Below are 24,740 nucleotides of genomic sequence, written 5' to 3'. Positions count from 1 at the left end.
AGAGAAGCACCCATGCGAGCTGTCCGGCCGTCCCGCCTCGTGCCCGCCGTCCTGGCGGCTGCCCTGCTGCTCGGGGCCTGTACCTCCGGCGGGTCGACACCCGGTCAGACCGTCTCCTCCGCGCCGTCCTCGGACCGCGCTCCGGCCGCCGGGGTCACCCCGTTGGAGCCGCTGCCCGCCGAGATCCCGGCCGCGCTGGCGTCCTACTACGCGCAGAAGCTCACCTGGCAGTCCTGCGACGGCGAGTTCGAGTGCACCACCTTCAAGGTGCCGCTGGACTACGCGGCCCCGGCCGGCGGCGACCTGGTGCTGACCGCCGCCCGCAAGCGCGCCACCGGTGGCAAGGCCCGGCTGGGCTCGCTGCTGCTCAACCCGGGCGGCCCCGGCGGTTCGGCCGTCGAGTACGTCGAGGGCGTGGCCAAGGGCTACGACCCGGAGGTCAGGGGGGCGTACGACCTGGTCGGTCTCGACCCGCGCGGGGTCGGCCGGAGCTCGCCGGTGACCTGCCTCACCGGGGACCGGATGGACGCGTACACCGCCGCCGACATCACTCCTGACGACCAGTCGGAGATCGACGCCCTGGTGGCGGCGGACCAGGAGTTCGCGGCGGGCTGCCGGCAGCAGGCCGGTGCCTTCCTCGGCCACGTCAGCACCGTCGAGTCGGCCCGCGACCTGGACGTGCTGCGGGCCCTGCTCGGCGACCAGAAGCTCAGCTACCTCGGCAAGTCCTACGGCACCTTCCTTGGCGCCACCTACGCGGGCCTGTTCCCGTCCCGGGTCGGCCGGATGGTGCTGGACGGCGCGATGGACCCGTCCCTGGACGCCCGCGCGGGCAACAAGACCCAGGCCGGCGGCTTCGACGTGGCCTGGGCCGCCTTCGCCAAGGACTGCGCCAAGCGCGAGGACTGCCCGCTCGGCGGCGACGCCCAGCAGATCGACCAGCAGCTCGAAGCCCTCTTCAAGCGGATCGACGGTGGCGCGCTGCCCACCGAGTCGGGCCGGAAGCTGACGGAGGCCCAGGCCACCACCGGGGTGATCCACGCGATGTACGCGGAGTTCCTCTGGCCGCAGCTGCGCACCGCGCTGACCACCGCCAAGGCGGGCGACGGCACGGCGCTGCTCAAGCTCTCCGACCAGTACTACGACCGGGGCGCGGACGGCAGCTACCCCAACCTGATGTACGCCAACATGGCCGTCAACTGCCTCGACCTGCCCGCCCCGTTCGCCTCCCCGGCGGAGGCCGCGGCGGCGGTGCCCGAGTTCGAGCAGGCGTCCAGGCACTTCGGCCGGGACATGGCCTGGATGGCGCTCGCCTGCGGTTACTGGCCGGTCAGGCCGACCGGGGCCGCGCACACCATCCGCGCGGCCGGCGCCGCCCCGATCGTGGTGGTCGGCACCACGCGCGACCCGGCCACCCCGTACGCCTGGGCCCAGTCGCTGGCGGGCCAGCTGGAGTCCGGCCGCCTGCTCAGCTACGACGGCGACGGCCACACCGCGTACGGCCGCCACAACACCTGCATCGACGGCGCGGTCACCCGCTACCTGCTCGGCGGCGACGCCCCGGCCGCCGGGACCCGCTGCGCGAAATAACGACAGTACGATCTTCGGCCTGGTAGGTACGATGTCCGCCCCTGCTCATCCGGCCTCGCCCGCCGCCTGCCGAAGGAATGCTTCGTGCTCGGAGTCAACGACCTGGCGACGTACGTCCTCGGCGCCCTGGTCATCGTCCTGCTGCCCGGACCCAACTCGCTCTACGTCCTGTCCGTCGCCGCCCGCAAGGGCATCCGCACCGGCTACTCGGCCGCCGCGGGCGTCTTCGTCGGCGACTTCACCCTGATAAGCCTGACCGCCCTCGGTGCCTCCTCGCTGCTGAAGGCCAACCCGGCGGTCTTCGCCGTGGTGAAGTTCGGCGGCGCGGCCTACCTGCTCTGGATCGGCTTCGGCATGCTCCGGGCTGCGCGTCAGCTCTGGCGCGAACGGCACGCCGCCTCGGACGAGGCCGCCGAGGCGCCGGCCGCCATCGAGCGGCCGTTCCGCCGCGCCCTGGTGATCAGCCTGCTCAACCCCAAGGCCATTCTGTTCCTGCTGTCCTTTTTCACCCAGTTCGTCGATCCGACGTACGGTCAGCCGGTGCTCTCCTTCGCCCTGCTCGGCGGCGTCCTGCAGACCTTCAGCGTGCTGTACCTCTCCCTGCTGATCTTCGCGGGCACCACCCTGGCCACCGCCTTCCGCCGCCGCAAGCGCCTCTCGGCGGGCCTGACCAGCGGCGTCGCCGTCCTCTTCGCCGGCTTCGCCGCCAAGCTGGCCGTCTCCTCCGCCTGAAAGCCGGGTGCGGACCACCGGTTCGCACCGTGTAGACTGGCTCGCGTTGCCGACGGCGTGATCATCTCGCCGGAGGTAACGGTGCCGCCTTAGCTCAGTTGGCCAGAGCAACGCACTCGTAATGCGTAGGTCTCGGGTTCGAATCCCGAAGGCGGCTCCGTGGAGGCCCCAGGACTCACTCGCCGTGACCTGGGGCCTTCGCCATGTCCGGACACCGCCGCTGACCCACCCTCAGCCGTGGCGGGGCTCCCAGCGGAAGAGGCGGCGGCCCAGGACGGCTGCGCCCGCGGTCCAGGCGGCGATCACCAGCAGGGCCGGGGCCGCGTGCTGCCAGGTGTGCAGGAGGTCGAGGGTGGGGAGCGGGGCGCTGTTCCAGGACTCCGGGCCGAAGGGGCGGCCGAACCAGGCGGTGCGGAGGGTCTCCACCACGGGGGCGAGCGGGAGGTTGTGGGCGGGGGCCTGGAGCCACTGCGGCATGGAGCTGAGGGGGGCGACCACGCCGCTGCCGAACATGCAGATCAGCAGGACCGGGGTGGCGATCATCGGTGCGGCCTCCGCGCTGGGGGTGAGGCCGGAGAGGGCCACCGCCAGGACGGCGAAGAGCAGGAAGCCGCCGGTCAGGGCCAGCAGGAGGAGCAGCGGGTCGGCCGGCAGCGGGGCGTCGAACCAGACCACCGACAGCCCGCCGAGGACCAGCACCTGGAGCAGGACCACCGCGCCGGCCGCGCCGAACTGCCCGGCGAAGATCGCCGTCGGTGGGACCTCGGTGCCGCGCAGGCGCTTGAGCACCAGGTCGTCCCGTCGCGCCACCACGCCGTTCAGCAGGTTGATGAATGAGGTCACCAGCGCGAAGCCGATGAACCCGACCGTGCTGTAGGCCGCCGCGTTCACCCCGGCGATCTGCTGGTCGCGCAGTGGGGCCGCGACCACCAGGTTGAGCAGGACCGGCAGCAGGAAGCCGATGAAGGTCGAGCGCCGGTTGCGCCAGAACACCCGCCAGGAGAGCAGGAACTGGCCGCGTGCGTAGGCGGGCCAGGCGAGGTGCTGGCGGGATGCGGTGGTGGTCGCGATGCTCATCGGGTCTCCGCCTTTTCGTGGGCCAGTTCCAGGAAGACGTCTTCGAGGGAGGCGTTTCGGGCCTCGATGCCGTCCAGCTCGACGTCCAGCTCCGCCGCCCAGGTGTGCAGGGCGGCCAGCGCAGGGGCGGTACGGGCCACCGTGTAGAGCACCGTGCCGTCGGTGACGGTCGGCAACTCGCCGAGGACGGCCGGGAGTTGGGTGGGAAGAAGACCGGCGGGCAGCGGGAAGGTGATCCGGGTGCCGTGCCCGGACAGCACCTCCTCGACCGTCCCGACGGCGGCCAGCTGCCCCCGGTCCATGATGGCCACCCGGTCGGCCAACTGCTGGGCCTCCTCCAGGTAGTGGGTGGTGAGCAGGACGGTCGTACCGGCCGCCCGGAGTTCGGTGACGAGTCGCCAGGTGGCCCGGCGGGCCTCCGGGTCCATGCCGGTGGTCGGCTCGTCCAGGAACAGCAGCTCCGGGGTGTTCAGCACGGCCAGCGCGAGGTCCAGCCGGCGCCGCTCGCCGCCGGAGAGCTGGGCCACCCTGGTGCCGGCCCGTTCGGTGAGCCCGACCCGGTCGAGTACCTGGGCGGCAGGCTGGGCGCCGGAGATGAAGGACCGCCAGGAGTCGACGGTCTCCCGGACGGTCAACTCCTTGAAGAAGCCGCCCTCCTGGAGCATCACGCCGGTCCGTCGCCGGACCTGGGCGCCCTGGGTGTACGGGTCCAGGCCCAGCACCCGGACGGTGCCCGAGCTCGGCGGTGAGTACCCCTCCAGGACCTCCAGGGTGGTGGTCTTGCCGGCGCCGTTGGTGCCCAGCAGGGCGAAGAGTTCGCCTCGCGCGACCGAGAAGGAAATGCCCCGGACGGCCTCGTAGTCGCCGTAGCTGCGCCGCAGGTCGCGGACCTCTACGGCCGGTTCGCCGGGAATTCCCGGGCCAGTGGTGAGTGTCATGTAATACAGGGTGAACCGGGGCGCCCTTATAAGGCAAGTGGCGCTATCAATGCAGGTCAGAGCATGTTCAAAATGTCATGGATGGGCATATGGCATTTTGTAGAGGTGAGTTCCTGACATCCCCTACTGACGCACTTCCGGGTGCCGGGTGCATAGTTTCCTCATCGCCGAAAACGAGCCGGAGAAAAAGCCGGAAAACGAAATCGGCGCCGATGGTGACCAGCCCCGCCGGGGCCGGCGCCACACCCCGAAGGGAGCCCACCATGGCTGACAACAACATCGCCGCGAACGACCAGTTCGACATCGAGATCGAGGAGCTGGACACCGTCAACGGCGCCGGCGTCTCCGTCAGCTCGCTGGCCTGCGCGGCCTGCCCGGTCTCGAGCTTCAGCTCGGTCTCCAACAACGTCGCCGAGCTTTCTGAGTAATTCGGGTCCAGTGCCGCGGTGAGTCCGCCCTCGGGTGGGGTCACCGCGGCACCCTGCTACCACCCTCCAGCCCTCATGCGGGCCACCGACCAGCAGTGAAGGAGAGCCGGGCCATGGAGAACCTCCGGCAGGAGCTGACGCGGTTCATCCAGCAGCCCGCCGCCCAGCAAGACCCGCCCGCCCTCTACCGCCGACTGCTGGCCGAGGCGCCGGTGCTCGACCTCGGCCGGGTCCATGTGGTCTCCGGCTACCAGGAGATCATCACCGTCCTGACGCACCCCGGGACGGCCGTCGACCCGACCACCGTCGGTCTGCCCAGGGCCGGTTCCACCGCCCTGGCCCGGATCGTCAACCGAATGCTCCCGATGCGCGACGGCGCCGACCACACCAGGCTCAAGCGCCTCGCCACCACCGCCTTCAGTGCCCGCCGGCTGGAGCAGATGCGCACCCGGATCGAGAACACGACCGCCCGGACACTTGAACCCCTGCTTGCGGCGGGGGAGTTCGACGTGGTTGCCGACCTCGCCGTGCCGCTGCCGGTGGCGGTCTCCTGCGCGATCCTCGACATCCCCGACTCCGAACAGGAGCGCGTCACCGGCTGGGCCGGTCTGATGGCGCGTTCACTGCTCGACGACTTCGGCAGCCAGGACGCCCCGGCGGATCCGGACCGGATCGCCGAACTGGACGCCGAGTTCGAGGAGTTCCGCAGCTACGTCGAGGAACTGTGCGCCGCCCGCGCCGCAAATCCGGGCGACGACCTGATCAGCCGCCTGACGGTGGCTCGCGCCGACGGCCGGCTGGACGATCAGGACCTGCTCGCCTTCGTGGTCATGCTGCTCGCCAACGGGCTGGAGACGCTGACCTCCGGACTGGCCCTGGCCGTCTGGCAGTTGCTCCGTACCCCGGACCTCGCCGAACTGATCCGAAGCCGGCCCGACCGGGCCGAAGCGGTCTTCGACGAGGCCCAGCGCCTCGGCAGCCCGGTGCGCGCCAGCGCCCGCGCTCTCACCCACGAGATCACCCTCGGCGACACCGTCGTCCCGGCCGGCCGGGTCGCACTGCTGCTGTACGCGGCGGCCAACCGGGACCCACGTCGTTTCGCCGACCCGGACGTCTTCGACCCGGGCCGGGCGGAGACGCGTCACCTCGCCTTCGGCCACGGCCCGCACCACTGCCTGGGGGCGCCGCTCTCGCTGATGGCGGGCGCGGCGGTGTTGCGCGGCCTGGCCGAGGCGGGGCGGACGCGTGAGTTGAGTACACCGCTGACCGAGCAGACCGTGCCGTGGAGCACGCAGTTCGTCTTCGGTGGGATGCGTGAACTTCCGCTGCGGTGCCCGCTCATGGCACCCGCGGAGCAGGCGGCCGCCCTCGTGGGGGCGGGGCGGCCATGAGCGGTACAGCCACCAGGAAGCGAGCATCGGAGAGTGGGGAGATCGTGACCGTCGCGACCAGGCCGAACGGCCCGGACACCGAGCAGCCGACCGTGGGCACGAAGGGAGCCACCGCGGTCGCGGCGGCCCGGGCCGCCGCAGTCCTCGAACCCGGGCTGGACCGTCCGGTCGGACTGGTCGGTGCCAGGCTCTGGGCTGCCGCCGCCGCACTGCTGCTCGCGGTCGGCGCGGGCGGCGGCTGGGCGGTGTTCGGCACCCTGCCGCACACCCTCGCGCTGCCGGCGGTGCTCGCCCACGGAACCGCCCCGGAGACCGTCCGGGCCGAGTACACGGGTGCCCTGCTCGCCTATCGGGTGGGCACCGGGGCCAGGGTGACGCAGGGCCAGGAGCTCGCACTGCTCCGGACATCGGCGGGCGAAGAGCTCGTTGTCCGGGCGCCGTACGCCGGCACGGTCACCTCCCTGCTCGCCACCCCGGGCAGCGTCATCGCGGCCGGGACGGGCCTCGCCATGCTGGATGCCGGTCAACTTCCGCAGACTGTCCGGATCTTCGCCACTTCGTTGCAGGACGCCGGACACCTCACGCCTGGCCGGACGGTGCTGGTGCCGGTGCCCGGGGCGGGGACGGTCGAGGCCACGATCACCGCGGCGGACGCCCTGCCGGTCCGGGCCGACTCGCTGGACGGGACGTTCACCGTGCCGCTGCCCGGCCTGCCGGCCGGATCGGCCCCGGTGTGGACCGCGTACGCCCGAATCCCGTCCACCATAGGACAGTTGCACGGTCCGGTGCCGTTGACGGTCTCCGTCGACCTGGGTGCCAGGCACCCGTACCAGGCCGTGTTCGGGACGGGGGCCGGACGATGAGCCTCGACGTCCGCGAGACGGCGGCGCCGGGGGCGGAGCACGAGGAGCCGCGTCGGCCCGAGCCGCCGAAACCGAAGCCGACGCCAGAGCCGAAGGCGACTTCGAAGCGCAGGCCGCGCCGCCACCTGCGGACGCCCGTGGTGCCGCAGATGGAGGAGCAGGACTGCGGTGCGGCCTGCCTGGCCGTGGTGCTGGGCGCGTTCGGCCGTCGGGTGACCCTGCACGAGGCCTCCCGGGCCTGTGGGGTGAGCCGGGACGGTGTCAGCGCGGCCGTGGTCGCCAGGGCGGCCGGCCGGTACGGGCTGCTGGCCCGGGGGCGGCGGGTGGTCCGGACCGAGGAACGGCTGCTCGGCCTCGACGGCCTGCAGGTCCCGTCGATGGTCCTGGTCACCGGCCCGCACTTCGCGGTCTTCGAGGGCATCAAGCGGGGCCGGGTGCACGTCAACGACCCGTCGCTGGGCTCGTACTCGGCGACACCGGCCGAGTTCTGGGACTCGTTCTCCGGGATCGCGGTCGGGTTCGAGCCCGGTCCGGACTTCGAGGGCGGTGGCCGGCGTTTTCCGCTGCTGCGGGCCTTGGCGGCGCGGATGCGGCCGTTCGTAGGGCCGCTGCTGCTGGCGGTGCTGCTGACCGTGACGCTGGCGGTGCCGGGGGTCGCCGCGGCGTTCCTGCTGCGGGCCTACCTCCGGTCCGTGGTGATCGAGGGCACGGTGGCCTGGGCGACCCCGCTGGCACTCGCGGCGGCTGCCGTGGCCGGGACGGTCGTGCTCGGCACCTGGCTTCAACAAGCTTTGGTCAACCGGGTGTTGGAGGCGATGGCAGCCCGCGCCTCGGCCGGGTTCCTGTGGCGGCTGCTGCGGCTGCCCGGATCGTTCTTCCACCGCCGCCAGCTGGGCGGCCTGGTGACCCGGGTACAGATGAACGACGGTCTGGCGATGCTGCTTTCGCACCGCCTGGCCGCCGTGGCCGCGGCCGCGACCGCAGCCGCGGTGCACCTGGGCGCACTGGTCTGGCTGGAGCCTCGGCTGGCGGTGGTGCCGGTGGTGGTGGCGGTGCTGGACATCCTGGCACTGCGGGTCGCGGACCGGCGGCGCGGCGGTCTGGTGCACCGGCTGCACGCGGAGCAGTACAAGCGGGACGGGGTCGCGTTCGCCGGTGTGTCGGCGATCGAGACGCTGAAGGCGGAGGGGGCGGAGGATTCGTTCTTCCGGTCCTGGGCGGGCTGGCAGGCCCGGGCGATGGAGACCGGTCAGCGGGTCACCACGGCGGTGATCGTGCCGCTCTCGCTGCCCGGTGCGCTCAACTCGGCGGCCACGGCAACGGTGGTGGTGGCCGGCACCTCGATGCTGCTCAGCGGCTCGCTCTCGGTCGGGACGCTGCTCGCCTTCCTGCTGCTGCTGAACGGATTCCTCTCGCCGGTCGGGCAACTGGTCGGCGCCATCTCGGACTTCACCATCGCCAGGGCACAGAACGCACTGCTGGAGGACGTCGAGGGCACCGAGCCCGACCCGTACCTGACCCCGGTGCTGGACGCGCCGGGCGATGAAGCCGAGCCTTCGCCCCGGTTGAGCGGCGAACTGGAGCTGCGGGAGGTCGAGTTCGGCTACGACCCGAACCGGCCCGCCACGCTGACCGGGATCTCGCTGCACATCCGCCCGGGTGAGTGGGTGGCCGTGGTCGGCGGCAGCGGCAGCGGCAAGTCCACGGTGGCCAGGCTCGCGGCCGGGGTGCTGCGCCCCTGGTCCGGGCAGGTGCTGCTGGACGGCCGGCCCCGCGAGGACTGGCACCGTGCCGTGGTGACCGGTCAGGTCGCTTACGTGGAGCAGCAGTTGCGGCTCTTCGAGGGGACCGTCCGGGAGAACCTGACGCTCTGGAACCCGGCCGCCGACGAGGACGCCCTGCGGCGTGCGCTCGACGATGCCGAGGTTGCCGAACTGGTCGCCCGGCGCGGCGGGTTGGACGCCGGACGGATCGACGAGGACGCTCGCAACCTCTCCGGCGGTGAGCGCCAACGCCTCGAACTGGCCCGTGCGCTCGCCCTCGATCCGGCCCTGCTGGTGCTGGACGAGGCCACCTCCGCGCTGGATGCGCACACCGAGGCGGCCGTCAACGAGCACCTCCGCCGCCGGGGCACCACCTGTCTGGTGCTGGCCCACCGGCTGAGCACCATTCAGGCGGCCGACCAGGTGGTCGTGCTGGCCGATGGCCGGATCGTCCAGCAGGGCACCCCCACCGAACTCGCCGCCGTCCCGGGTCCGTACCGGACCTTGCTCGCGGAGAAGACCGCCCAGGCCGAGAAGACCCAGGCCGAGACCGCCCAGACCCCGAAGGCCGAGACCCAGAAGGAGGAGAAGTCATGACCGCCACGGCCACCGCCGAGGCCAACCGCGCCGCGCTCGCCGCCGCCGTCGGCGTGCTGCACGCCGGCCGTGGCGGACGACAGCCACACCAGCGGGCGACCGCAAGCCCGGCCGCGCAGGCGCACGCCGTCCTGGCCGCATTGGGCGCGGTCCCCGAGACCGGCAGCAACGCCGAACTCCCGGCTGCCGTACGCACCTCCCGTGACCCGCTGACCGTACTGCTGCGGTCGGTCGGGGTGCGGTACCGGCCGGTGACGCTGCCGGCCGGGGCGGACGGGCACGGCGATCCGGCAGGGACGGCCGGTCCGATGGTGGGGTTCGCGGCGGACGACGGCCGGCCGGTCGCGCTGGTGCCGCGTCCGGCGGGAGGCCACCGCAGATTCGACCCGGCGGGCCGGGGTGAGGTCGCCCTGCAGGTCAGAGCGCTGCTGCTCTACCTGCCGCTGCCCGAGGGTGACCTCGGACCGGCGGACCTGGCGCGGTTCGTGCTGCGGGTGCCGGGGGCACGGCGTGACCTGGGCAGGCTGACCGCAGCCGGTCTGGGGGCGGCGTTGCTCGGGCTGATGGTGCCGCTGAGCGCCGGGGTGCTGATGCCCCAGCTGCTGGCGGCCGATCGGCACCCGGTGCGCTGGCTGGCCCTGCTGCTGGGGTCGGCGGTGCTGGCGGCCTGGCTGCTGGTGATCGTCCGGAACACCGCTGCCGTCCGCCTGACCGGGCGGGTGCAGAGCGCGTTGGAACCTGCTGTCTGGGACCGTCTGCTCGGTCACGACGCCCGGTTCTTCCGCGACTACACCACGGGTGACCTGGTCCATCGGGCCAATGCGGTCGCCCAGGCCAGGGCCGCGCTGTCCGAGGTGCTGGTCAGCGCGGTGCTGGGGGCGGTGTTCGCCACCTCGGGGCTCACCGTCCTGCTGCTGGTGGATGCCTGGCTCGGCGGGCTGCTGCTGCTCGCCGTACTGGTGGTGACCGGGCTGCTGCTGTTGCTCGGTCGCCACCGCCAGCGCCACGAGAGCACGGTGTTCGAGCTGCACGGACAGCTGAACGGCGTGCTGTACGGGCTGCTGCTCGGGATCGACAAGATCCAGACGGCGGGCCGGGAGATCCAGGCGTTCGCCCGCTGGGCGGTGCCGTTCGCCGCCCAGAAGCGGGCCGACGCGGCCGCTCAGCGATCCGACGCCGCGGCCGGCGCCCTCACCGCAGGACTTCAACCGCTGCTGCTGGCGGTCCTGTTGGCGGGGGCGGTGTTCGACGGTGCGACGCCGTCGGGGCACCTGATGGCAGCCGGTGTGGCGGCCGGTCAGGTGGCGGCGGCGCTCGGTCAGGTCACCCATGCCGCGGCCAGTGCGTACGGCATCGCGCCGGTGCTCGACCGGATCCGCCCGATCCTGGCCGAGGTCCACCCGGCGGACGGGAACCGGCAGTTGACCGATCCGGGCGAACTGCTCGGTGCGGTCGCGCTGGACCGGGTGACGTTCCGCTACCCGGGGACGGCGGCGCCCGCGCTGGAAGGGGTGTCGCTGCACGCCGCGCCCGGCGAACTGGTGGCGGTGGTCGGCCCGTCCGGCGCCGGTAAGTCCACTTTGGTACGCCTGCTGCTCGGTTTCGAAACGCCCGAGTCCGGCACCGTCCGCTACGACGGACAGGACCTGGCGGGGCTGGACGCCCGGCTGGTCCGGCGCCGGCTCGGCGTGGTGCTCCAGCACGGCCGGATGCTGCGCGGCTCACTGCTGGAGAACCTGGCCGGCAGCGACCCCGACGTGTCCGAGGAGCAGATCTGGGAGGCCGCCGAACTCGCCGGTATCGCCGACGAGTTGCGCAGTCTTCCGCTCGGCCTCGGGACCCGGGTCGGGGAGGACGCCCAGGGCTTCTCGGGGGGTCAGGTACAGCGCCTGCTGCTGGCGCGTGCCCTGGTCCGACGGCCCGCCGTCCTGCTGCTGGACGAGGCCACCTCCGCGCTCGACAACGCGACCCAGCTGCGGGTCGCCGAAGCCGTCGCGGGTCTCGACCGTACCCGGGTGGTGATCGCCCACCGGCTCAGCACCATCCGCACCGCCGACCGAATCCATGTGCTCTCCGGCGGCCGACTGACGGCCTCCGGTACCTACGACGAACTGCTCGGCCACGACCCCTTGTTCACCCGACTCGCCCGACTCCAGGAGATGTGAGATGCCGCTCGACCTGCAGACCTGGCTCCGCCCCGTCGACGGTGCCTCCACCCCGCACACCGACGACCGCGCCGCCGCCGACCACGATGCCGCCGACCTTACGGACACCGCCGCCGACGAGGCCGGGGTGCTGCTCCCCGGCCTGGCCCGGGGCGACGACCGGCTGCGCGCCGTGGTGGTGGCCGCCGCCTCGTTCGCCGACCGGGCCGAGGCCCGTCCGGACGGCAGCACGATTTTCGCCCCCGACCCGGACGAGGACCGCCGTGGCCGGAGCGCCGCGGTGGACACCTGGCTGCGCCGGGCGGCCGGCGAGCACGGCGGCGCCGGAGTGCTGCTGGACCACCTGGCCGAGACCGGCCGCCCGCTCGGCGCCGGGCTGCGCTCGGTGGTGCTGGCCGATCCGGCGCACCTGCCCGACTGGGCCCTCGCACTGGCGGTCTTCCTGCGGACGCTGCCGGTCGCGCCGACCGCGGAGACCACCGCCCCCGGTGCGCTCGGTGCCGCCTTCGCGGCCGCCGCAGGCGAGTTGCTGCCGAACGGCACCGGCGGGATCCTCGGCATCCCGGTCACCGACCGGGCCCGCGCCGACCTGGCCGGCACCCTGACCAGCCGCATGGTCGAAGCGTGCAACCTGGCGTTCTGCCACGAGCTGCAGGCCGCCACCGGCCGCCCGCGCGCCACCGACTGGGACGCCGTCGGCGGTCTGGACACCTCGCAGGAGGGCTGGCTGGCCCGGCTGGAGCGGCTGCCCGCGCTGGCGTACCTGGTCGGCACCGTCTGCCGGCAGTGGCAGCACGTGCAGACCGAGATGTTCGCCCGGCTCGCGGCGGACCACGCGCTGCTGGTCGAGCAGATGTGGGAGGGCGAGGACCCGGGCCCGCTGGACTCGGTGCGCGGCGAGGCGGGCGACCGGCACGCGGGCGGCCGCTCGGTGTCGCTGCTGTACTTCGCGAGCGGCCGGGCGGTGGTCTACAAGCCCAAGGACATGCGGCACGCCGCCGCCTACCTGGACCTGTCGCGTCGGCTGAACGAGGAGCTGTCGCTGGATCTGCCGCTGCGCACCGTACTGATCCGCAGCGACCGGGGCGACGACGGCCACGCCGCCTCGCTGGCCGCACACTGCGAGAACGACTACGGCTGGGAGGAGCTCGTCCCGCACCGGCCCTGTGCCGATGCCGGCGGCTTCGCCCGGTTCTACCGGCGGCTCGGTATGACGATCCGTCTGGTGCAGCTGTTGGAGGGCCGCGACCTGTGGGCCGACAACCTGCTCGCGGACGGTGAGCACCCCGCGATGATCGACCTGGAGTGCCTGCTCTACCCGCGCGTCATGACGCCGCCGACCATCAGCGCCGACCAGCACGGCCTGCTGGACGAGCTGGAGTCCACCGTGGTGCGGACCGCGATGGCCTTCCAGTCCTGGACCCCGGCCAAGCAGAGTGCCGCGCTGGACATCGGCTGCCTGTCCCGGATCGGCAGCCTGGAGATCACCCCCGGGGTGCCCGCGCTGCCGCTGCCGCCGTACCGTCCGGTCCACCTGGACGAGACCGGCGCGACGGTCACCGCAGACCCGTGGGAGTACAGCGACGAGCTGACCGAGGGCTACCGCGAGATGCACCGGACGCTGTACCGGCTGCGCGCCGAACTCGCCGACCCGGAAGGTCCGTTGGCGGACTTCCGGGGTATCTGGGTGCGCTACATCTGGCGGCACACCTGGGACGGCTACAAGATCATCCGAGCCTCCACCAGTCCGCTCGCGCTGGACAGCGGTGCCACCCGCGAGACGGTGATCGCCGGTGCGCTGCAGGGCGCCATCACGGCGGTGGCCGGTGACCCCGGACGCGGTGACCTGCTGGAGGTGGTGCTCGCCGAGCTCGACGCCTTCCGGCAGCTCGACGTCCCCTTCTTCCGCTCGCTGACCTCCTCCTCGTCCGCCTTCACCGTGGACGGCCAGGAGATCCCGGGCCACTTCCGCAGCACCGGCTGGCAGCGGCTCCAGGACCGGGTCGCCGAACTCGACAGCTTCGACCTGGACGCCCATCTCGCCGTCCTGACCGGCTGCGTGGACGCCGCCCGGGGTGGCACCGAGCTGCCCGCCCCCGCCGTCCCGCGCAGCGTACGGACCCGGATCCCCGGCAACGGCGAACTGCTCGACCGCGCGGTGGAGATCGGTGACCGGATCCTGGCGGACCGGCGCGGCAACGGCTGGCTCGGCCAGAGCTGGTACCCCGGCAGCGGCCTGCGTCAGGTCGAGGTGCTCGGCCTGGACCTGGTCAGCGGCACCCCGGGGCTGGCCGTCCTGTTCGCCGAACTCTGGGCCGCCACCGGCGAACCGCGCTTCCACCGCGCCGCCCACCGCACCCTGACCGCCGCCGCCCGGCTGATCGACCCGGCCGCCCCGCGAGCCTTCGCCTTCGCCGCCGACAGCCGGCTGGCGGGCGGCGCACCCGTCCCCGGCGGGTTCGCCGGTCCCGGCGCGCTGATCCACGCGCTGGCCCGGGTCGGTACCCTGCTCGGCGAGCCCCAACTGGTCGCCTCGGCCCAGGCCTTGGTGACCGGTGCGGTCACGGTCGCCACTCCGGCATCCGCCCGCCCGGGCCGGCAGCCCCGCATTCCCGGCCCGGACGTGCCGCTCGGCAGCGCCGGTCTGCTGCTCAACCTGCTCCGGCTGCGCCGGGTCACCGGCCCCGGCCACGCCCCGACCGACGACGGCATCCGGGCCCTGGCCGCCGCCGCCCTGGAGCAGCTCGCCGCCGAACCCGGCGCGGACGGCGACACCGAGGCCGACAACGGCTTCCTGGATCTGGTGCCCACCGGCACGGACTCGATCGCGGCCGCCCTGGCCCGCGTGGTGGCCGAGGCGCCCGCCCTGCTCGCCGCCCCGGACGCGGTCCGCGAACGGCTGCGCGGCCACCGCTTCGCCACCGCCACCCGGGCCGGCCGGCTGGCCTGCCTGGACACCGCCGTCGCGCTCGGCGCCGGCATCGTCGACCCGGCCGAACTGGCCGCCCTCACCCCGCCGGTGAGCGAGCGTCAGATCACCGGACGGAGCACCCGCGACCTGGTGGCCACCGCCGGCGAGGCGCTCACCGCCGCCGAGGCGGGACTGCTGCACACCGTCCACGATCCGCTGGACTCGCTGCTGCCGGGCCCGTTCTACGACGGCCGGGAGGCCGCCGCCCTGCTGGTCGGCGAGCTGATCGCGCGGCACGACACCACCGGCAGCTGGTACCCCGACCGGGCCGCCGACGACCGGATCAACGTCAGCGCACTGGACGGCTCGGCAGCCGTCGGCCTGCTGCTGCTGCGCCTGCTCGACCCCGCCACCGCCCCGCTCGCCACCCTGCGCTGACCGCGACCGAGACCAGAGGTACCAGCCATGCCCAACACACCCGCGATCGGCTTCAAGCCTCACTACACCCCGTACGTCGTGCCCGGCGAGGCCGTCTACCTGGTCTCCGAGCGTGGCGTCTCGGTGGTCGACGGCGGGCTCGCCCAGGCCCTCGCGCCGCTGCTGGACGGGACCCGCACCGCCGAGCAGATCGGTGAGGCGCTGAGCGGCACCGTGCCCGCCGACAAGGTGCGCACGGCCGTCGACCGGCTCCGTGACCGGGGCTATCTCGCCACCACGGGCCAGGCCGAGGACCTGGCAGGGGCCGCCTACTTCGAGATGGCCGGCCTGGACGGCGCCGCCGCGAGCAGTGCGCTGCGCACCGCCCGGGCCCGGGTCGAGGTCTACGGCGAGCTGGACCCGCAGCCCTTCCTGGCGGCCCTCGCCGCCGCCGGTGTGACGGCGGACCCGGCGGCCGAGTTCACCATCGCGCTGACCGAGGACTACCTGCACCCCGGCCTGGCCGAGCGCGACCGGGAGGCGCGGGAGAGCGGGCGGCCCTGGCTGCTGGCCCGCCCGGTCGGCTCGATCGTCTGGGTCGGCCCGGTCTTCGTGCCGGGACCGGCCGAGGACGCCGGGACCACCGGCTGCTGGGAGTGCCTGGCCCACCGGCTGTCCGCCAATCGCCAGTCGCTCAGCTACCTCCAGCACCGGCTCGGCCAGGACGGTCCGATCTCCACCGCCGGTGCCCACCTGGCGCCTTCGCTCGGCACCGGCGTCCAGCTCACCGCACTGGAGGCCGCCAAGTGGCTGGCCGGAGTACGCCCGGCCGAGCCGGTCGTGCTCACCCTGGACACCGTGCTGCTGGAGACCGAACGGCACCGCCTGATCCGCCGCCCGCAGTGCCCGGCCTGCGGCGACGAGCAGCTCATGACGGAACGTCAGCTGAGCCCGGTCCGGTTCGAGAGCCGCCCCAAGGCGTACACCGCCGACGGCGGCCACCGCTCCGCCTCCCCGGAGGACATGCTGGAGCAGTACAAGCCCCAACTCTCCCCGGTCACCGGCGTGGTGACCTCCCTGGTGCCGGCCGGCCGCACCCCCACCGGGCTGCGGGTGTACGTCTCCGGGCAGAACCTCTCCCGGCGCAGCGGCGACCTGCGCCAGCTCCGTACGGGACTGCGCTCGGTCAGCTGCGGCAAGGGCCGCACCGACGTGCAGGCCAGGGCCAGCGCGCTCGGCGAGGCGATGGAGCGTTACTCCGGCGTCTTCCAGGGGGACGAGGCCCGCCGTACCGCCAGCTTCACCGAGCTGGGCGACGCCGCGATCCACCCCGCCGACTCGCTGCTCTACAGCGAGCGCCAGTTCGCCGAGCGGGGCCGCTGGAACAACCAGCCCTCGATGTTCAACACCATCCCCGAGCGGTTCCGCGAGGACGACCGGATCGAGTGGTCACCGGCCTGGTCGCTGACCGAGCAGCGCACCCGCTGGCTGCCCACCATGGCGCTGTACTACGGCTACCGGCACCGCGACGGTTTCTTCGCGGCCGGCGACTCCAACGGCTGCGCGGCCGGCACCTCCTTCGAGGACGCCACCCTGCAGGGCTTCCTTGAGCTGGTCGAGCGGGACGCCGTCGCGCTCTGGTGGTACAACCGGGTCCAACGGCCGGCCATCGACCTGGATGCCTTCGGGGACCCGTACATCGACCAACTCCGGGACATCTACCGGGGCTTGAACCGGGAGATCTGGGCGCTCGACCTCACCTCGGACTTCGGCATCCCGGTGGTCGGCGCGTTCTCCCGCCGGACCGACAAGCCCGCCGAGGACGTACTGATCGCCTTCGGGGCGCACCTCGACCCGCACATCGCGCTCACCCGGGCGCTGACCGAGATGAACCAGTTCCTCGGCCCGGTCGCGGGCGACGCCGACGGCAACGTGACCTACGCGGGCGCCGACCGCGAGCAGAAGGAGTGGTGGACCACCGCGACGGTGGCCAACCAGCCCTACCTGCTGCCCGACCCGGCCGCCCCCGCGGCGGGCCCGTCCCGCTGGACGAAGCTGGCCGGCGACGACCTGGCCGATGACCTGGCGCTGGTCCAACGCCTGGTCGAGGAGCGGGGGATGGAGTTCCTGGTGCTCGACCAGACCCGCCCGGACATCGGCCTGCCGGTGGCCAAGGTGATCGTCCCCGGGATGCGGCACTTCTGGGCCAGGTTCGGGCCCGGCCGGCTGTACGACGTTCCGGTGGCGCTGGGCTGGCTCGATACGCCCACCCCGGAGGAGGAGCTCAACCCGATCCCGATCTTCATCTGACGAAGCGCCGGGCCGCCGCCCCGTCGGCGGCGGCCTGTCCAGCCCGGAAAGAGGTACCCGATGACCGTGACCGAACAGCTGCCCCCCGACCTCACCGCCGAGGGCGGGACGCCGCGCACGCTGCTGCGGCTGCGCCCGGAGGTGGAGGTCACCGCGCAGGGCGACGACCTGGAGCTCAGCCACCCGTGGGGCCGACAGCGCGTGCACGCGCTCGGCGCCGAAACCGTCCAGCGGCTCGCCGCACTCACCAGGACCCATCTCGACGTCGACGAAATCGCCGACGGTGGCAGGCTGTTCCACCTGCTGAGCCGGTTCCCCTACCTGGTCACCACGACCATCGCCGACCCGCTCGGCGAGCCGCTTGCGACCGCCGTACCGATCGCGCGGGCGGCCGGTCTGCCCGGCCTGGTCCGCCCGCCGGCCTCCGTGGTGCTGTCCCGGTTCGCGTACCTGCGCCGGCTGCCGGAGGAGCACGCCGGGGCCTGCGTGCTGGAGTCCCCGATGGCGCCGTTCCGGCTGACGCTGCACCAGCCGGCGGCGGGGGCGTTCGTCGCGGCGGTGACCGCCAACCGCTCGGTGGCCGAGGCGGCGATGCTGGCGGGCATCAGCGCCTCGGCCGGGCAGGCGCTGGCCGGGCTGCTGGCGGGGGCCGGATTCCTGGACGACGGCGCGACCGGCGAGCCGCCGCTCTGGGACTTCCACGACCTGCTGTTCCACGCCCGCAGCCGACCGGGCCGGCACGACTACCCGAGCGGCGGCGTCTTCGCCCACACCGACATCGCCCAACTGCCCGCGATCCCGGGCGTGGGGCCCCGGGAGGACGGCAGCGGGATCGACCTGCCGGTGCCGGACTGGGACGAGGTGCTGGCCCGCGACCCCGCGCTCAGCGAGGTGCTGGAGGGCCGACGTTCGGTCCGCTCGTACGCCGAAACCCCGGTCACCCTGGCGCAGTTGGGCGAACTGCTCTACCGGGTGGCCCGGGTCCGCCGGATCATCCCGGGCGATCCGTCCGACCCGCACGGCTACGACATCGTGGACCGGCCGTACCCGGCCGGCGGCTCGACCGGCGAACTGGAGGTCTACCTCTCGGTGGTGCGCTGCGACGGCCTGGTGCCCGGGGTCTACCGCTACGACGCGGCGGCCCACCGGCTGCGACCCCGGCCGTTCGCCGGAGCCGGCGACGAGGCGGCGTTCCGCGAGCTGATGACGGCGGCCTGGCGGGCCACCGGCTGCGCGGTGGACCCACAGGTACTGCTGACCGTCACCTCCCGGTTCGGGCGGCTGTCCTGGAAGTACAGCCAGATCGCGTACGCGCTGACGCTCAAGCACGTCGGCGTGGTCTACCAGACGCTGTACCTGGTGGCGACGGCGATGGGGCTGGCGCCGTGCGGCCTCGGTTCGGGCGACACCGACGCGGCGGCGCGGGCGCTCGGCCTGGACTGGACGGCGGAGTCCTCGGTCGGCGAGTTCCTGATCGGCAGCCGACCGGCGGACATGCCGCGCACCGCGCACGGGTTCAACGACATCGTGGCGTCCTCACGCACGAGTTGACCCATTGGGCACACGGTTCGGAAGTCAGGGGCTCGGGGAACTGCGACGCCGACCTCGGACAGGGTGATCCGTTTGCGCCGTGGAGTGGCGGGGCATCGGCATGTCCGGGCTGGGTGTCGGCTCAGAGCCACCCGTTCTCGCGGGCGATCCGGATCGCGTCGCAGCGGTTGCGCCCGTGGGTCTTGGCGATCGCGGCCGAGACGTAGTTGCGCACCGTCCCGGGGGAGAGCGACAGGGCGGCCGCGACCTCGTTGATGGTCGCCCCCTCGGCCACGTGGCCGAGCACGGTCAGCTCGCGCGGGGTGAGCGGCATCGCGGCGGGCCGGACCACGTCCGCCACCAGTCGGGGGTCGTACACCCGTCCGCCCCGGGCGAGTTCGCGGACGGCCGAGATCAGTGCGCCCGGCGGTACGTCCTTGAGCAGTACCCCGGCGACGCCGTCGGCGACCGCGCGCTGCAGGTCGGAGGAGCGCGGCACCGCGATCAGCAGCAGCACGGCGGTGGCCGGTGCGTGGTCGCGGATCAGGGCGGCGGTGGCGGGTCCGCCGGGTCCGGGCAGATCCGGGTCGAGGACGGCGACGGTCGGCCTGGTCCGGGCGGCTTCGGCGGCGGCCTCCTCGGCGGTGGTCGACTCGGCGACCACGGAGAGGTCGGCCTCCCGGTCGAGCAGGGCGCCGAGGCCCGAACGGAACAGGTGGTGTCCGTCGGCGAGCAGGACGCTCACGGTGGGGGTCCCGGCGGTGTGGGCCGGGGCCGAACGGTACGGGGGGTGATCCAGGAGGGTGATCATCCGGCTACCTCGGTGGCGTTGAAGTGTCGGGCGAACAGGGCGAACAGGCGAACCGACGGACAGTCAGGCGGTCAAGCGGTCAAGCGGTCAAGCGGTCGGGCAGGTGGCGGCGGGCGGCTCAGCCCCAGCCCCAGGTGTCCTGGGGGCCGGTGGGCAGCGGGACCGGCGTGGTGGTGGCGGCGGGAACGGGCGCCGGGGTGGGCTGGCCGACCGTGGCCAGGTCACCGGGGGCACCGTCGGCCGTCAGGACGACGGCGGTCGGGGCGGGACCGGCCAGCTGGACGGCGGCGGCGGTACCGGTCAGGACGCTGAAACCCAGGGCGACAATCGTGATAAAACGGACCTTCTGCGTCATGGGGGTGCCCGATCCTCTCGCGTTCAACTGAGCCCCGGGCTGCTTCCGGGGATCGAGGGTGCGCGGCTGACGGTCCGTACCGGGCCCCCTGAGGGGCTGCTGTCCCGGTGTTCCGGTCCGTCGTTCTTGCCGACACCATGAGAGTGGCCGCCCGGAGTGGTCCGTGTCTCTACTCGGAGCTGGCACCAGAGTGCCGTGACACTCTGAGGCCAGCTCGGGTCACTTGCTGCCAGGGCGGGCATAACTGCCCTGACCTGCGCGGATGTCGGTCAGGGGCGGCTGGGCAGCTCGTGCAGACCGAGCGCGATCCTGGAGTCGGCCTCGCAGTGCAGAAGGTGCCAGCCACTCAGCACACCGCCGGCGCGGGTCAGTTCGTGCCAGGCGTCGCGCAGTCCGTCCTCGGCGTCCAGCAGATTGCCGGCCGCGACGAACACCACGGCGTCCAGCACCTGCGGCGTCACCCGGATCCGCGCGTGGCTGAGCCGGGCCGGCCCCCGGAGCCCGCGCTCCAGACCGTCCCGCACGACCGGTGCCACCGGGTGGCCGGCCGGTGGACCGGCGGGCGTCTCCAGATGGGCGCGAATCGCATACACACCTGCCAGCGTAGGCACCGACGGCTCGTCGGCCGGAAGTTGGAGGTGGCATCTCTCCGCCTGGCAGCAACATGTCGCGGGTCCCGGCCCTGGGAGGCAGCTTCTGTCACCGGGAGACCCGTTCGGCGTCCTGTCCTTCACGATTCGTCCATCGGACCACCGTGATTGTCCGTAAGACTGTTCTATGTTCCTGCTCGTGACGGTACGCTGACCGCCTGTCAGGGCTGCAGATCGACCGGTTTGATTCCGGTCACGGGGAGGGTGTGATGTGGTCCGCACTTCTGGTGACGGGGCGTTGACCGAGTCCCAGCCGATGGGCCTCGACCCGTTCGGCGAAGCGGTGTACCGGACGATGCTGCTCCACCCCGAGCTGGACACCCAGGGCATCGCCGACCGGCTGGAGGCGCGCGAGCCCGAGGTCAGGGCGGCGCTCGACCACCTGGCCGACCTGGCGCTCACCAGGCCCACCGGTGCCGAGGACCGCTGGCGGGCCGTCAATCCCGAACTCGGGCTGGCCACCCTGCTGGCCCGCCAGGAGGCCGAGGCGGCCCGCCGCCAGCAGGAGATCGAGCGCAGCCGCGCCGCGATGGCCGGCCTGATCGCCGAGTACGCGAGTGTGCGCGCCCCCAGCAGCCAGTCCGGGGTCGAGCTGATCGCCGACCTCGGCGAGGTCCGCGGCCGGCTGATCCAACTCGCCTCCGACGCCGCCGTCGAGGTGCTCGCACTCGCGCCCGGCGGCCCACAGCCGTTACAGGTCATGGAGGCCAGCCGCACCCTCGACCAGGAGACCCTGGAACGCGGCGTCCGGATGCGCACCATCTACCAGGACAGCGTCCGCAACGACCCGGCCACTGTGCAGTACGCGCGCTGGCTGCACGGCCTGGGCGGCGCCGTCCGGACCACGCCGACGCTGCCGCTGCGGATGATCCTGGTCGACAACGCCACCGCGATCGTCCCGATCGACCCGGAGGACCCGCGTAAGGGCGCCGTGCTGCTGCACAGCCCCGGCGTGATCGCGGCCCTGCGCGCCCTGTTCGAGCAACTCTGGGACCAGGCCATCACGTTGGGCGAGACCGTGCAGCGCGACCCGCGCGGGCTCACCGCCCAGGAGCGCGAACTGCTCCGCCTGCTCGCCGAGGGCCTCACCGACGAGCGGGCCGGCCAGCGGCTCGGCGTCTCGCTGCGTACCGTCCGCCGGATGATGGCCGACCTGATGGTCCGGGTGGACGCCCGCAGCCGCTTCCAGGCCGGCATCCAGGTCGCCGCCCTCGGCTGGCTCGGCGAGCCCACCGCGCGCTGAATCTCGGTCGCCGCCGGCCTGTCGCGCGGCACGCGGGCCGGTGTGACCGCCGCCGTCGGGTGCTGATCCCGGACATGAAGGTGGGGTCAGGACTGCCGGGATCACGCACTGCGGAGCGGATCCCCTCGCTGCCACGCTGAGCCCGGCGGCGCAGCAGCGTCGGCAGCGGGGTTCTGCAGAGGCGGGCGACAGCACGTGGGTGGGTTTCTGGGGGCGGTCACGGGATACCCCACCGTGCTCTTCACCTTTGCGCTGGCGGTCGTGGTGGCGTACTGGGTGGTGGTGCTGGTCGGGGGGCTGCACTTCCACGGCGGCCACGGCGGGGGCCACGGTGCGCACGGGGGGCACGGTGCGCATGGCGGGGGCCGTGCGGGCCACGGGGGAGTGCAGAAGGTGCTGGGCCTGGGCGGGGTGCCGATCACGGTGGGGGTCTCGCTGGTGGTCGCCTTCGGCTGGTTCGGTGCGCTGGTCGGCCGGGCCGTCCTCGGGGAGCGGGCGGCTGGGGTCGTGCTGCCGTTGGCGCTGGTCACCGGGTGGGTGGGGGCGCGGGTCCTGGCGTGGCCGGTGCGGCGGTTGATGCCGACCCCGGCTCCGCCGCCCACCCGGCAGGACTTCGTCGGCCGGGCCTGCGTGATCCGCACCGGCCGGGTCGGCCCCGACTTCGGGCAGGCCGAGGTCCGTGCCGCCGACGGCTCCGCCGCGCTGGTGCAGGTCCGGCAGAGCGTCGCGGAAGCTGGGGGCCCGGGACGCGGGCTGACGGCGGGGGCGTCCGCGCTCATCTACGACTACGACGCGGCCGGCGAGTTCTTCCGCGTGATGCCCGAGGTCATGCCCGGCCTGCCTGTCATCGACTGATCCGTCGTCATCATCCATTCACAGTGAGCTCGTCCAAGGGGCCGGCCATGTCTGTTGTCACCATCGGTATCGGCGTGCTCGTCGCCGTCCTGCTACTCATCGGCCTGGGCACTCTGCTGCTCTTCGGCCGGCTGTTCCGGAAGGTGGTCCAGGGGGAGGCGCTGATCATCAACCGCCCCAAGTCGGTCGATGTCACCTTCACCGGCGCCCTGGTGGTCCCGATGATGCACCGGGCGGAGGTGATGGACATCTCGGTGAAGACCATCGAGATCTCCCGCACCGGCCGGGAGGGCATGATCTGCCAGGACAACATCCGGGCCGACATCCAGATCACCTTCTTCGTCCGGGTCAACAAGACCGTCGAGGACGTCATCAAGGTCGCGCAGGCGATCGGCACCGACCGGGCCAGCCACCAGGAGACCCTGCAGACGCTGTTCAGCGCGAAGTTCGCCGAGGCGCTGCGTACCGTCGGCAAGCAGCTCGACTTCACCGATCTCTACACCAAGCGCGAGGAGTTCAGGGACCGGATCATCGCGGCCATCGGCACCGACCTGAACGGTTACCACCTCGACGACGCCGCGATCGACCACCTCGAACAGACCCCGATGGTGCAGCTCGACCCGGCCAACGTGCTGGACGCCCAGGGCATCCGCAAGATCACCGAGTTGACCGCGCTGGAGCACATCCGCACCAACGACTTCCAGCGCAACGAGGAGATGGAGATCACCCGGCAGAACGTGGACGCCCGGGAGGCCGTACTGGAGTTGGAGCGCCGCCGGGCGGAGGCGGAGATCCGGCAGCGCAAGGGGATCGAGACGCTGCGCGCCCAGGAGGAGGCGGCCACGGCGCAGGTCCAGGAGGAGGAGCGGCTGCGGGCACACGGTGCGCTGCTGCGGACCGAGGAACTGCTCGGCGTCCAGCGGGAGAACCAGCAGCGGGAGATCGCCGTCGCCGAGAAGAACCGCGAGCGGGTGATAGCCGTCGAGACCGAGCGGATCGAGAAGGACCGCCTGCTGGAAGTGGTCAACCGGGAGCGGGAGGTCGAGCTCTCCCGGGCCGAGATGGACCGGCAGGTCGAGGTGGAGCGCCGGGGCGTCGCCGAGGTGGTCCGCGAGCGGGTCGCGGTGGACCGTACGGTGGCCGAGCAGGAGGAGGAGATCAAGCGGGTCCGGGTGGTCCAGGAGGCCGAGCGGACCCGGCAGGCCGTGATCATCACGGCCGAGGCGGAGGCGCAGGAGCGGCTGGTCAAGGACATCAAGGGGGCCGAGGCCGCCGAGCAGGCCGCGCACTTCCGGGCCAGGGAGCAGCTGGTGCTGGCCGAGGCCGGGCAGAAGAGTGCCCAACTCGACGCGGCGGCCGCCGCCCTGACGGCGGAGGGCGAGCGGGCCAGGGCCGGTGCGGCCGGGCTGGCGCAGGCTGAGGTGGCGGAGCGTCAGGCGCTGGCCGAGGCGGCCGGGATCCGGGCCCGGCTGGAGGGAGAGGCCGAGGGCCTGAAGCAGAAGGCGGAGGCGATCGAGAAGGTCGGCCTCGCCGAGGCGGCGGTCACCGAGAGCAAGGCGCTCGCGGAGGCCGTCGGCATCAGGGAGCGGCTGCTGGGCGAGGCCGCCGGGCTCAAGGAGAAGGCGGTGGCGATGGCCGCGCTGGACGAAGTGTCCCGGGCGCACGAGGAGTTCCGGCTGCGACTGGCCGCCGACAAGGAGATCAGGCTGGCCGCTCTAGAGGTCCAGCAGAAGGTCGCCGAGGCCCAGGCGGCGGTGCTGGCGGCCGGGTTGGAGAGCGCGGACATCGACATCGTCGGCGGGGACAGCGTGTTCCTGGAGCGGCTGGTCGGCGCGGTGTCCTTCGGTAAGGGCATCGACGGTGTGGTCCGGAGCTCGGAGACCGTGCAGGCTCTGGGCGCGGAGTGGCTCGGTGGGGACCGGAGCTTCGGGGCGGACGCGACCGAGGTGCTCGGCTCGCTGGCGGCGGGTGGGCCGTGGAACCTCGCGATGCTGCTGAAGCTGCTCGGTACCAACGGAGTTGACGCCACGGTGCCGGCCGTCACGGTGCCGATCGCGCCGGTGCCGGCCGCCACGGTGCAGTCGGCCAACGGCAGCGCCAAGTAACCAGGGAGC

Annotated in this window: 18 protein-coding genes and 1 tRNA gene; 14 read left to right on the top strand and 5 right to left on the bottom strand. The window is 73.0% G+C overall.

Annotated elements, in window-relative coordinates:
- Positions 1-12: 12 nt before the first annotated feature.
- From ACXJMZ_RS23340 to ACXJMZ_RS23330, 3 genes are all read left to right on the top strand, one after another.
- Positions 13-1,590 carry an alpha/beta hydrolase gene (locus ACXJMZ_RS23340; protein WP_457032002.1) on the top strand — a complete coding sequence of 526 codons (1,578 nt, stop codon included), beginning with the start codon at positions 13-15 and terminating at the stop codon, positions 1,588-1,590.
- An 84-nt stretch (positions 1,591-1,674) separates the two neighbouring features.
- Positions 1,675-2,322, top strand: a complete 648-nt coding sequence (gene leuE, locus ACXJMZ_RS23335) for a leucine efflux protein LeuE (protein ID WP_457032001.1) — start codon at positions 1,675-1,677, stop codon at positions 2,320-2,322.
- A gap of 83 nt (positions 2,323-2,405) precedes the next feature.
- A tRNA-Thr gene (locus ACXJMZ_RS23330) sits at positions 2,406-2,479 on the top strand.
- A 74-nt stretch (positions 2,480-2,553) separates the two neighbouring features.
- On the opposite strand, the gene ACXJMZ_RS23325 is transcribed toward ACXJMZ_RS23330, so the two are convergent.
- Together ACXJMZ_RS23325 and ACXJMZ_RS23320 are read right to left on the bottom strand one after the other, a co-directional pair.
- The gene (locus ACXJMZ_RS23325) at positions 2,554-3,399 is read right to left on the bottom strand and encodes an ABC transporter permease (RefSeq protein ID WP_457032000.1); all 846 of its coding nucleotides are present in this window, start codon (positions 3,397-3,399) and stop codon (positions 2,554-2,556) included.
- Complete coding sequence (locus tag ACXJMZ_RS23320) at positions 3,396-4,337, bottom strand: ABC transporter ATP-binding protein (RefSeq protein WP_457031999.1); 942 nt, start codon at positions 4,335-4,337, stop codon at positions 3,396-3,398. Before ACXJMZ_RS23320 ends, ACXJMZ_RS23325 begins: the two co-directional genes overlap by 4 nt.
- A gap of 263 nt (positions 4,338-4,600) precedes the next feature.
- On the opposite strand from ACXJMZ_RS23320, the gene ACXJMZ_RS23315 reads away from it, so the two are divergent.
- The 8 genes from ACXJMZ_RS23315 to ACXJMZ_RS23280 all read left to right on the top strand — a co-directional run bounded on the left by ACXJMZ_RS23315 (position 4,601) and on the right by ACXJMZ_RS23280 (position 18,733).
- Entirely contained in the window at positions 4,601-4,765 is a 165-nt protein-coding gene (locus ACXJMZ_RS23315) for a thiocillin family RiPP (protein WP_457031998.1), read from the top strand.
- 113 nt (positions 4,766-4,878) lie between these two features.
- Complete coding sequence (locus tag ACXJMZ_RS23310; RefSeq protein ID WP_457031997.1) at positions 4,879-6,156, top strand: cytochrome P450; 1,278 nt, start codon at positions 4,879-4,881, stop codon at positions 6,154-6,156.
- 44 nt (positions 6,157-6,200) lie between these two features.
- A complete protein-coding gene (locus ACXJMZ_RS23305) occupies positions 6,201-7,019 on the top strand; it encodes a hypothetical protein (RefSeq protein ID WP_457031996.1) in 819 nt (272 codons plus the stop codon).
- Positions 7,016-9,379, top strand: a complete 2,364-nt coding sequence (locus ACXJMZ_RS23300) for an ATP-binding cassette domain-containing protein (RefSeq protein ID WP_457031995.1) — start codon at positions 7,016-7,018, stop codon at positions 9,377-9,379. The genes ACXJMZ_RS23305 and ACXJMZ_RS23300 overlap by 4 nt, the downstream gene beginning before the upstream one ends.
- Positions 9,376-11,544, top strand: coding sequence for an ATP-binding cassette domain-containing protein (locus tag ACXJMZ_RS23295; protein ID WP_457031994.1), 2,169 nt, complete (start codon positions 9,376-9,378; stop codon positions 11,542-11,544). The genes ACXJMZ_RS23300 and ACXJMZ_RS23295 overlap by 4 nt, the downstream gene beginning before the upstream one ends.
- Position 11,545: 1 nt before the next feature.
- Positions 11,546-14,893 carry a DUF4135 domain-containing protein gene (locus tag ACXJMZ_RS23290; protein ID WP_457031993.1) on the top strand — a complete coding sequence of 1,116 codons (3,348 nt, stop codon included), beginning with the start codon at positions 11,546-11,548 and terminating at the stop codon, positions 14,891-14,893.
- Positions 14,894-14,920: 27 nt separating this feature from the next.
- Positions 14,921-17,182 carry a TOMM precursor leader peptide-binding protein gene (locus ACXJMZ_RS23285; RefSeq protein ID WP_457031992.1) on the top strand — a complete coding sequence of 754 codons (2,262 nt, stop codon included), beginning with the start codon at positions 14,921-14,923 and terminating at the stop codon, positions 17,180-17,182.
- 60 nt (positions 17,183-17,242) lie between these two features.
- The gene (locus ACXJMZ_RS23280; RefSeq protein ID WP_457031991.1) at positions 17,243-18,733 is read left to right on the top strand and encodes a SagB family peptide dehydrogenase; all 1,491 of its coding nucleotides are present in this window, start codon (positions 17,243-17,245) and stop codon (positions 18,731-18,733) included.
- 121 nt (positions 18,734-18,854) lie between these two features.
- Here ACXJMZ_RS23280 and ACXJMZ_RS23275 read toward each other — a convergent pair whose 3' ends face one another.
- From ACXJMZ_RS23275 to ACXJMZ_RS23265, 3 genes are all read right to left on the bottom strand, one after another.
- A complete protein-coding gene (locus ACXJMZ_RS23275; protein ID WP_457031990.1) occupies positions 18,855-19,523 on the bottom strand; it encodes a response regulator in 669 nt (222 codons plus the stop codon).
- A gap of 118 nt (positions 19,524-19,641) precedes the next feature.
- A complete protein-coding gene (locus ACXJMZ_RS23270; RefSeq protein WP_457031989.1) occupies positions 19,642-19,878 on the bottom strand; it encodes a hypothetical protein in 237 nt (78 codons plus the stop codon).
- A 269-nt stretch (positions 19,879-20,147) separates the two neighbouring features.
- Positions 20,148-20,471 (bottom strand): hypothetical protein, encoded by a 324-nt coding sequence (locus ACXJMZ_RS23265; protein ID WP_457031988.1) that lies wholly within the window; start codon positions 20,469-20,471, stop codon positions 20,148-20,150.
- 268 nt (positions 20,472-20,739) lie between these two features.
- Here ACXJMZ_RS23265 and ACXJMZ_RS23260 point away from each other — a divergent pair, with 268 nt between their 5' ends.
- From ACXJMZ_RS23260 to ACXJMZ_RS23250, 3 genes are all read left to right on the top strand, one after another.
- Positions 20,740-21,771, top strand: coding sequence for a LuxR C-terminal-related transcriptional regulator (locus ACXJMZ_RS23260; RefSeq protein ID WP_457031987.1), 1,032 nt, complete (start codon positions 20,740-20,742; stop codon positions 21,769-21,771).
- A 195-nt stretch (positions 21,772-21,966) separates the two neighbouring features.
- The gene (locus tag ACXJMZ_RS23255; RefSeq protein ID WP_457031986.1) at positions 21,967-22,626 is read left to right on the top strand and encodes a hypothetical protein; all 660 of its coding nucleotides are present in this window, start codon (positions 21,967-21,969) and stop codon (positions 22,624-22,626) included.
- A gap of 47 nt (positions 22,627-22,673) precedes the next feature.
- Positions 22,674-24,731 (top strand): SPFH domain-containing protein, encoded by a 2,058-nt coding sequence (locus ACXJMZ_RS23250; protein ID WP_457031985.1) that lies wholly within the window; start codon positions 22,674-22,676, stop codon positions 24,729-24,731.
- The last annotated feature ends 9 nt before the right edge of the window (positions 24,732-24,740 follow it).

This window comes from Kitasatospora sp. P5_F3 (assembly GCF_054049135.1).
The sequence above is the reverse complement of the archived record's forward strand: the minus strand, read 5'-3'. Positions and strand labels throughout refer to the sequence as shown.